Raw genomic sequence first — 8,184 nt, 5'->3', positions numbered from 1 at the left:
ACTTGCCGTCAGACTGAATGTCGTGCGTCAGACAGTTTCCAAGTGGGAACAGGGACTGTCAGTTCCTGATGCTGATGTGTTAATTTCCTTATCGGAAGTGCTTGAAACACCCGTTAGCACGCTGCTGGGAGAAACCGTTATGGAAACAGAGTCTGATACTTTAAAAGCCATTTCAGAAAAACTGGAGGTGATAAATCTGCAACTGGCACAGAGGAAGAGCATGAGAAGAAAAATTATTTACTGGTCGCTTATTTCGTTATGTATCATCCTGGTAATCGTTTTTGCAGTTTTACTGGAATTGGAAAGTCCTTATCTGGGTTGGAATTACAGTGACCCCGAAACCGCTGTTCTCGGAGTGTTATTTCACTCGTTTGAATGGCTGTTTATCAGATTCGCACCGATTATCCTTGTCGGTGCAATCGCCGGAATTATCTTAACACGAAAAAAAGAATAATCTTATTTTCTATCAAGGATACTACTGAAAAATTATATGTATATGGCAGGAGAACAGATTTTCTCCTGCCTTTGCCTGTATTCCGGCTGTAGGTAGATTGGTGTGCTGCATTTTGTTCACACCTCCTGCGTATAAACCTTTTTCCAAAAATCAATTAAAGCAATAACTTTTACGGTCATTTCACTTGCTCTGCTGATATCATTAGTTCATATTCTTTGCAGGGACTGGCTTTAGGAAACACCAGCCTGCACAGGCTGTAAAAATGCTTCCTTCGCCTTCTCAAGCCCCGGTCCCATAACCTCCATGGTGCGATCATAAGACGCCTGCGCTTCCTCACGGATATCGGCGATGCCCATGGTGCTTTCGATATTTGCCACATCGTCAAGCGGCAGAATGTAGTATTTTGAACCGCTTTCATCTGAGTAGCGGTATACCCAGGTAGGGAGCAGATCGACGTCCGTCAGCGAAACCTCCCCGCGGCTGTTCTGGTGCAGGTGCAGCGTAACCATTGCACCGTCCTCTGTGTGTCCGGTGGGCATCTCGTCCATCAGATACGTCCGCTGGTTGCTGAGCGCATTGCCCTCGGAATACACCACCAGCATCTTCTCTCCGGCTGCGTTCGTCAACACATCGATCGGCTGCTCGCAGTGCGGATGTCCGCCGATGATCGCATTGACGCCGAGATCACATAATTTCTGTGCGATCTCATCCTGGTACTGCGCCTCCTCCAACTGATATTCCGTTCCCCAGTGCATATTTGCGATGATAAACTGTGCTCCTTCCGCCTTCATCGCGCGGATATTTTCTTCCATCTCCGTATAAAACGGCGCCAGGTTATCATAATTGAAGGAATTTAAAAGCGGGGCGTCCGCCGTTTCCATAATCATTCCGTTGATGCTTTTGTCAGGACCGCCCGTTACATTCGTGGTCTCATAGACATAATCGATGAATCCTACTTTAATACCATCGATATAGGCTATGTAATAGTGTTTTTCCTGCTCATTTTTACGGATTCCGGTGTAAGCGATCCCCTTCTCCTCGTAAACCTCCATGGTCCGGGTAAAACCGTAGGACCATGCATCATAAATATGGTTTGTCGCGAGCATCTGCAGATCCACGCCGCTGCCTTTGATATTTTCAATGATCACATCCGGCGACTTGAAATTCGGGTAACCGGAATATCCAAGCTCTTCTCCGCCAAGCGCGCCCTCAAACTCACAGGTCATGTAGTCCGGCGCACTATAATATGGCGTGATGAATTTATAAATCGAGGAAAAATCATAATTGCCCTCCTCGTCCGGATAAGAATCGATAAACGGAGAATGCAGCAGCATACAGCCGGTACTTCCGACGGTGATATCCTTTTCCGCAAAGACCGGCTCTGTTTCCGTGACCGGCTGCTCTGTGACAGCTTCCGTCTGGCGCAGCGACGACAGCGCACCTCCAGCCAGACGCACGAGCTTTGAGATGCCAAAGCCAAGCAACAGAATTACCGCCGCCACGCAAAAGACAGCCCCTGCGCCCTTCAATACTGTCTGCAGCAATTCTTTTCTGCGGTACCGCTTAAACTCTTCTTCCGATAATGTTTTTCTCAGCTTTTCTCTTTTTCTTTTTGCTTTTTTGGCACGCAGCCGGTATTCGCAGTACAGATCCTCCAGCCAGTAACCAAGGTCTGCAAACCTGTCCGCGATTTTTCCCGCAATTCTTCCTGCCCGCTCTTTCCACTTCTGTTTCATAACTCACTTTATCTTTCCGGGGCGTTCCTGCGTGATGGCGCCTGCGTCAGCGCGCATGTCCCTGTGTACTTTATTTGTATTATCCGGCAATTTCCGGCAGTTCCCTTATATCGTGTATTTCATATGTGATGTTGATTCCGGCCGGAGCCGGTTTTCTTCCCGGATTGTACCAGCAGGTGTCCAGTCCGGCGTTGATGCCGCCCATAATATCAGCCGTCAGTGAATCCCCTACCATCAGCGCATTTTCTTTCCGAAAGCCCGGAATCTGCGCAAATACATAATCAAAATATCCCTTTTGCGGCTTCGGTATGCCAATCTCTTCCGACACAAAAATGCCCTTTACCAGCTTATCCAGTCCGCTTATGGCAAAGCGGCTGTACTGTGTGGCGGCAACGCCATTCGTCACAATATATAAATCGTGCGTCTCTTTAAGCTTTCTGCAGACCTCATCGGCGTGTTCGATCAGAAAGCCTCCCTTTCCCAGCTCTTCGTGATATGTGAGTCGCACCGCATCCGGGTCCGCCGTAATGTCAAGCGCCCTAAAAAGACGCCGGAAACGCTCAACAAGCAGGGTGTCCTTGTCGAAAACACCCTGCTCAAATTCTTCCCAGCATTTTTTATTAATGCCGGAATAAAGCGCTAAAATTTCTTTGCTGAACGGAAGCTGATGACGGCGCAGAGCGTTTTCCAGCCCCTGCGCCTCCGCTCTCTTAAAATCAAGCAGCGTCTCATCCGCATCCAGAAACAATGTCTGATATTTCATATATGCCTCGCAAAACCGCTGACCGTATCCGCCGGGTGCATTTTCCGCTTCCGGAATTCGCCGCCCGCCGGATGCACTCTCCTGCTTAATGGTGGAACAGGCGGATGCCGGTAAACGCCATCACCATGCCGTATTTGTTGCAGCACTCGATCACGGCGTCGTCGCGCACGGAGCCGCCCGGCTGTGCAATGTATTTTACGCCGCTCTTGTGCGCGCGCTCAATATTGTCGCTGAACGGGAAGAACGCGTCGGAACCGAGCGTCACGCCGTCCATCTGATCGAGCCATGCGCGCTTTTCTTCTCTTGTAAACACCTCCGGCTTCGTCTTGAATACCTTCTGCCATGCACCGTCCGCAAGCACATCCATGTATTCCTCGCCGATGTATACGTCGATTGCATTGTCGCGATCCGCGCGGCGGATACCGTCGATAAACGGAAGGTTCATTACCTTCGGGCACTGGCGCAGCAGCCAGTTGTCTGCTTTCTGCCCGGCAAGACGCGTGCAGTGTACGCGGGATTGCTGTCCGGCGCCGATGCCGATCGCCTGTCCATCCTTCACGAAGCACACAGAATTTGACTGTGTATATTTCAGCGTGATCAGCGCGATCTTCATATCACGGATCGCTTCTTCAGAAAGTTCCTTATTCTCCGTGACGATATTGGAGAGCAGCTCATCGTTGATCGGCAGCTCCTGGCGGCCCTGCTCGAAGGTCACGCCGAATACTTCCTTGTGCTCGATCGGAGCCGGAACATAAGTTTCATCAATTTTAATGACATTGTAATTGCCGTTCTTCTTCTGTTTCAGAATCTCCAGCGCTTCGTCCGTATATCCAGGAGCGATCACACCGTCGGAAACCTCGCGCTTAATCAGCATCGCGGTATCCTTATCGCAGGGATCGGAAAGCGCGATAAAATCACCGAAGGAGGACATTCTGTCTGCTCCGCGCGCCCGCGCGTAAGCACACGCCAGCGGGGATAATTCGCCGCAGTCGTCCACCCAGTAGATTTTCGCCAGCGTCTCTGTGAGCGGCAGTCCGATCGCAGCGCCCGCCGGAGAAACATGCTTAAAGGAGGTAGCCGACGGAAGCCCGGTCGCCTTTTTCAGCTCGCGCACAAGCTGCCAGCCGTTTAAGGCATCCAGAAAGTTAATATAGCCCGGCTTTCCGCAGAGCACCTCGATGGGAAGCTCACCCTCCTGCATATAAATGCGGGACGGCTTCTGATTCGGGTTACAACCATATTTTAACTGCAGTTCTTTCATGATCTTACGTCCTTTCTTTTGAAATCTATTTGTTTTTATTTACGATCCTTGTCTCATATTTTCCGGAAGCGATATCAATAAAGCGAACAAAGAGCGAAACCTTGTTGTCCTCGTTTAGACTGCTCCAGAGCAGCTCGGTAAACGCCTCGATATCGTTCGGGATCGCAACCGGCTTCGGCTCTCCGGAAAAGCTCGGCAGCGGATTGCCGTCACACTGATAGGTGTGGATAAAGTGGCCCTCCCCCGCTTTCGGATTTTCGTAGGCAAAGGTAAAGCGCTGACAGCTGTCCGGATCTCCATGATTGCTCTTTAAAATAGACATTGCGTAATTGTAGCTTCCGTTTTCGATGTGCATGATCCCGGAAATACGCGGCGTGTAGTTCGGCGCGTCCGGCTCAAATTCACGTGTACGAAGAGACTGCTCAAAGGTAAGCTGATGATCCATGCCGTCGTAGATGGTGTCTGTCTGGTCGCCGTTTGTCACGATGGTTTTATTACCGAGCACACGCACCGGTGCATAAATAATCAGGCTGGGGTCGGTAAGTTTCGCAGGATCAAACGCCTGCGTGCGGATGCCCTCGCCGTCCTCCACAAATACACGGTTGCGGCTGTTTTCGCTTCTTCCCATGATAAAGTACGCTGCAACAGCCTTCGTACCGTCCTCCGATTTTCCGATGACGATCCCTCTTCCGGGATACGCATTGTTCTTCAGTTCCTGTTCCAGTGATAATCTGCTCATAATCTGCTCCTTTCTGAATATATAAAAACCGCCTGAGGACCTGCTTCGTCAACAGCGGTCGCCCAGGCGGTCGGCATCAGGATAACGTTGTACTCCCCACAGGTAACCCTGCTTTTCCGCCAGTCGTACAACTGCTTTCTTGATTATAACGTATTTTTGCGGAATACTCAACTGGTTTTCCAAAATAATTAGGGTTGTTTCATGAAAGATTCCTTTTCAATATTGGTTTAATTCGCAAAAATATTATATATTATATTTTTTTGAAAATGTAAGTTATTTTTTAGCAGCACATGTGAAAATCTATGTATATTGCTGTTTATATGTCAATGTTAGTTAACATTCCCCCATAAGATGCTTAATTAATATGGAAAAAATCTTCCAATTCATTTATGCGTTTATTCTGATTGGTATATTTTATTTCTTTACATTTTATCTGATATATTATATAATATAAAAAAATACGATATGGTGATTACATGAAAAATAGTGAATTAAAAATACTGGATGTATTGAGACTTTATAACAGACCCATGTGCGCTATGGAAATTATCAGCGCACTGCCGGAGATGAAAGAAATTACCATTCGCAAAGGACTTCAGTCCCTGCTGAAAGACGACATTATCTGTGTGTCCGGAAAGGTCCAGAACACAAAAAATTATGCGCGTACCTTTATCATCAATCCGCAGTACAAACAGGCTCACACTGGTTCCAATGATACTTCCTCTTATACGGATGCCTTTCATCTCGCCTGTACGCTGGTAGAAAATACGTCCCTGTCCACTGAAGAGCTGCTTGCTCTGCAAAAGATTATAAATGAAAGGATTCAGAAAAAATGATTTTCTCCTTATCCGGTTTCTGGACAGCTCTTATATCTGTCTTTTTTGGGGGTATCCTGGTCTGCTTCCTTTTCCAATTTATGGGCGGATACCGGAAAATATATGCGTCCGCAGTATTGCTTTGTATCCTTCTGATACTACTGCGCATATCTCTGCCTGTTGAAATCCGTTTTGCACACCCCATATTGCTCTCCCGGATATTACCCGGCGTGAGAGACTTGCTTCTTTATCCGGTAATTCAAAATACCACTACAGAAATAACCATTCTACATATACTTTTAGCCATGTGGGGTATGGCAGCTCTCTATAACTTATACCGGCTTGGCAATGAATATCACCAAATGTGCAGATATTTAAAAAACCTGTCCAATGTTAGTCCTGCTCTGACAGACAAACTTCGCGGGGATGAAAAGCTCTTCCACATCCGCCCGGCTATCCGCTATAAAACATGTTCCGATACAAATGTTCCATATGTTTTTGGTGTCCTGCATCCGGTGGTTGTATTTCCTTCTTATATGACTGCCATGCCCTATGAAAAACTTTTTCTGGCAGTTACACATGAATGGGGACACATAAAACATATCGACCCTTTGCTAAAAGTACTGTTACGCGCTTTCTTCTGCATCTTCTGGTGGATTCCGTTTCGTACAAAGCTCTGTACCCTTGCTGAAAATGTTATGGAATTACGCGCTGATGCCTTTGCTGTCCGAAAGTTGGATTCTAATTATGTTACAGATTATATGTGTCTTCTTCTGGAAATCACAAAATACGCAACACATCCATCAAAATCCGGTCAATTACTGAATTTTTTTGCAAGAAGACAGGTCAGCACCCTGCGTCAGAGATTTGATGTTCTGAACACTCCCCCGGCGCAACGCGGAAGAACCATCTTCTTTGCCATCATTTGCATCGGAATGTTTTTCCTGTCTTACTTCGTTGTTTTTGAGCCGCATTACAAACCAAACGACGGAACCTTCACATGCTTCGATACATGCCTGATTATTGATAATGGGGATGACACTTATGATATGTATATGGACGGTGCGTATGTTGCTCTTATCAATAATATCGAATTTATCCCTGGTCTGGAGCAGCAGGGTATACAAGTTATAATTAAAAAGAGGTGAATTGAACATGAAGCGCAAATTTTTAGTCAGCATTATAGTTGCATTATTTTTTCTCTGTCCCCGGACAACGGCTATGGCTGCGGAACCAGTTCCGGTAACCGCATCTGTCTCTGCATACTCCGTTATTACAAGAGCTCCTGTATATGAATGGCATTATATGTGGAAAAATGATAAACTATATAAAAGGCTATATTGCATAACAACCGGAGAATATGTTGGGGATTGGATACCAGCCTAATACCCCTGCTGAAAGCTTTCAGCTTTCGTATTAAAAGCTATTTACAAAAATATAGTGGCAGATAGTATTTAACTACATTTCTAAATACTATCTGCCACTATATTTTTGAACTTTATACGGCTTTTTTCTTCACAAGTAAAACAATTGTATGTTTATTACATATTCTGTCCATACATTGTGCCAGAGAATGTAGCTGTTACACCACCATTTTTATTTGTAACATAACTTACAAATTTTAAAGTTCCTCTATACCATATTTTCATACTACTACTATAATATTCATAATAATATGTCGACGGTACACTACTTGCTGATGGATAATCCACTGTGATTGTTTCCGTATAAGTATGCATAAATCTGGCTACAGATTCCTGTGTATTATCAACAGAAACATTCATTTCAGCAGCAGTTGCACCTAACGATGATACAGCAACTGTTCCAGCAATAGTTAATGTCACTAACATTTTCCTTATTGTTCTTTTCATTTAGTTATCCCCCTGCTTACTGCAAATAAAGTTTTCCTGAAAATGTTGCTTCATATAAGTTACTTCCCTGTTTATACACAACTTCTATTAAGGATAGATTTCCTCCATACCATGCCCCATCAATGTATTCCCGATAATTAAGTGCTGCCGGTACGGAATTCTTATCTGTGTAGAACTTTTTTACTGTCTTTGAAATGGACTTCGCAAATAACCCCTGGCTTTCAATTACATTTGTGTCCAAAGAAACTAAAGATTCTTCATCCACTCCTACGGGAAAAGAGCAATCATAGTCCTCATACAAATTCAGAGAACTATTCTCTGCTGCCGCCGGAATCGACACAGTACTAATTGCCATAACTCCTGTCAATAAAAGCATCATAAACTTTTTCGCGTGTTTCATAACGATAATTTCTCCTTTTTCCTTTTCTGCTATTATTTATTTTTTCGAATTTTATGTACATTCCAATGGACTCGCCCCCTTCTTTCATATATTGTTGATGCTCCTTTAAAATAACATTTTATAGATCTTGTTGCCTTTCGTCAGG

General features: G+C 45.4%; 9 protein-coding genes and 1 riboswitch. Of the genes, 3 read left to right on the top strand and 6 right to left on the bottom strand.

Going from position 1 to position 8,184, the window contains the following annotated elements:
- On the top strand, nt 1-454 hold a 454-nt coding region (locus ACLU9Q_RS19300), incomplete at its 5' end, for a helix-turn-helix domain-containing protein (protein ID WP_412625852.1).
- A gap of 230 nt (nt 455-684) precedes the next feature.
- Here ACLU9Q_RS19300 and ACLU9Q_RS19295 read toward each other — a convergent pair.
- From ACLU9Q_RS19295 to ACLU9Q_RS19280, 4 genes are all read right to left on the bottom strand, one after another.
- Nucleotides 685-2,190 carry a CapA family protein gene (locus ACLU9Q_RS19295; protein ID WP_296834338.1) on the bottom strand — a complete coding sequence of 502 codons (1,506 nt, stop codon included), beginning with the start codon at nt 2,188-2,190 and terminating at the stop codon, nt 685-687.
- Between the two features lie 79 nt (nt 2,191-2,269).
- A complete protein-coding gene (locus ACLU9Q_RS19290) occupies nt 2,270-2,953 on the bottom strand; it encodes a YjjG family noncanonical pyrimidine nucleotidase (protein ID WP_296834340.1) in 684 nt (227 codons plus the stop codon).
- Nucleotides 2,954-3,038: 85 nt separating this feature from the next.
- Nucleotides 3,039-4,214 (bottom strand): phosphoribosylaminoimidazolecarboxamide formyltransferase, encoded by a 1,176-nt coding sequence (locus ACLU9Q_RS19285; protein ID WP_296834343.1) that lies wholly within the window; start codon nt 4,212-4,214, stop codon nt 3,039-3,041.
- 25 nt (nt 4,215-4,239) lie between these two features.
- Nucleotides 4,240-4,953 (bottom strand): IMP cyclohydrolase, encoded by a 714-nt coding sequence (locus ACLU9Q_RS19280; protein WP_296834348.1) that lies wholly within the window; start codon nt 4,951-4,953, stop codon nt 4,240-4,242.
- A 53-nt stretch (nt 4,954-5,006) separates the two neighbouring features.
- A riboswitch (ZMP/ZTP riboswitch) is annotated at nt 5,007-5,090 on the bottom strand.
- A gap of 339 nt (nt 5,091-5,429) precedes the next feature.
- Between ACLU9Q_RS19280 and ACLU9Q_RS19275 the strand changes: the two genes are divergently transcribed.
- Both ACLU9Q_RS19275 and ACLU9Q_RS19270 read left to right on the top strand, forming a co-directional pair.
- Complete coding sequence (locus ACLU9Q_RS19275) at nt 5,430-5,789, top strand: hypothetical protein (protein ID WP_296908580.1); 360 nt, start codon at nt 5,430-5,432, stop codon at nt 5,787-5,789.
- Nucleotides 5,786-6,916, top strand: a complete 1,131-nt coding sequence (locus ACLU9Q_RS19270) for a M56 family metallopeptidase (RefSeq protein WP_296839720.1) — start codon at nt 5,786-5,788, stop codon at nt 6,914-6,916. Before ACLU9Q_RS19275 ends, ACLU9Q_RS19270 begins: the two co-directional genes overlap by 4 nt.
- Nucleotides 6,917-7,309: 393 nt before the next feature.
- On the opposite strand, the gene ACLU9Q_RS19265 is transcribed toward ACLU9Q_RS19270, so the two are convergent.
- Nucleotides 7,310-7,639, bottom strand: coding sequence for a hypothetical protein (locus tag ACLU9Q_RS19265; protein ID WP_296839723.1), 330 nt, complete (start codon nt 7,637-7,639; stop codon nt 7,310-7,312).
- Nucleotides 7,640-7,655: 16 nt separating this feature from the next.
- A complete protein-coding gene (locus ACLU9Q_RS19260) occupies nt 7,656-8,039 on the bottom strand; it encodes a hypothetical protein (protein WP_296839725.1) in 384 nt (127 codons plus the stop codon).
- Nucleotides 8,040-8,184 lie beyond the last annotated feature (145 nt).

Origin of the sequence: Marvinbryantia sp. (assembly GCF_047017445.1) — a bacterium.
Taxonomy (GTDB): Bacteria; Bacillota; Clostridia; order Lachnospirales; family Lachnospiraceae; genus Marvinbryantia.
This window is presented reverse-complemented; position numbering and strand designations above follow the sequence as displayed.

Excerpts from the sequence above, each read along its gene's own strand:
- ACLU9Q_RS19265 (WP_296839723.1), bottom strand. The coding sequence starts at position 7,639 with ATGAAAAGAACAATAAGGAAAATGTTAGTGACATTAACTATTGCTGGA.
- ACLU9Q_RS19260 (WP_296839725.1), bottom strand. The coding sequence starts at position 8,039 with ATGAAACACGCGAAAAAGTTTATGATGCTTTTATTGACAGGAGTTATG.
- ACLU9Q_RS19295 (WP_296834338.1), bottom strand. The coding sequence starts at position 2,190 with ATGAAACAGAAGTGGAAAGAGCGGGCAGGAAGAATTGCGGGAAAAATC.
- ACLU9Q_RS19290 (WP_296834340.1), bottom strand. The coding sequence starts at position 2,953 with ATGAAATATCAGACATTGTTTCTGGATGCGGATGAGACGCTGCTTGAT.
- ACLU9Q_RS19285 (WP_296834343.1), bottom strand. The coding sequence starts at position 4,214 with ATGAAAGAACTGCAGTTAAAATATGGTTGTAACCCGAATCAGAAGCCG.
- ACLU9Q_RS19275 (WP_296908580.1), top strand. The coding sequence starts at position 5,430 with ATGAAAAATAGTGAATTAAAAATACTGGATGTATTGAGACTTTATAAC.
- ACLU9Q_RS19280 (WP_296834348.1), bottom strand. The coding sequence starts at position 4,953 with ATGAGCAGATTATCACTGGAACAGGAACTGAAGAACAATGCGTATCCC.
- ACLU9Q_RS19270 (WP_296839720.1), top strand. The coding sequence starts at position 5,786 with ATGATTTTCTCCTTATCCGGTTTCTGGACAGCTCTTATATCTGTCTTT.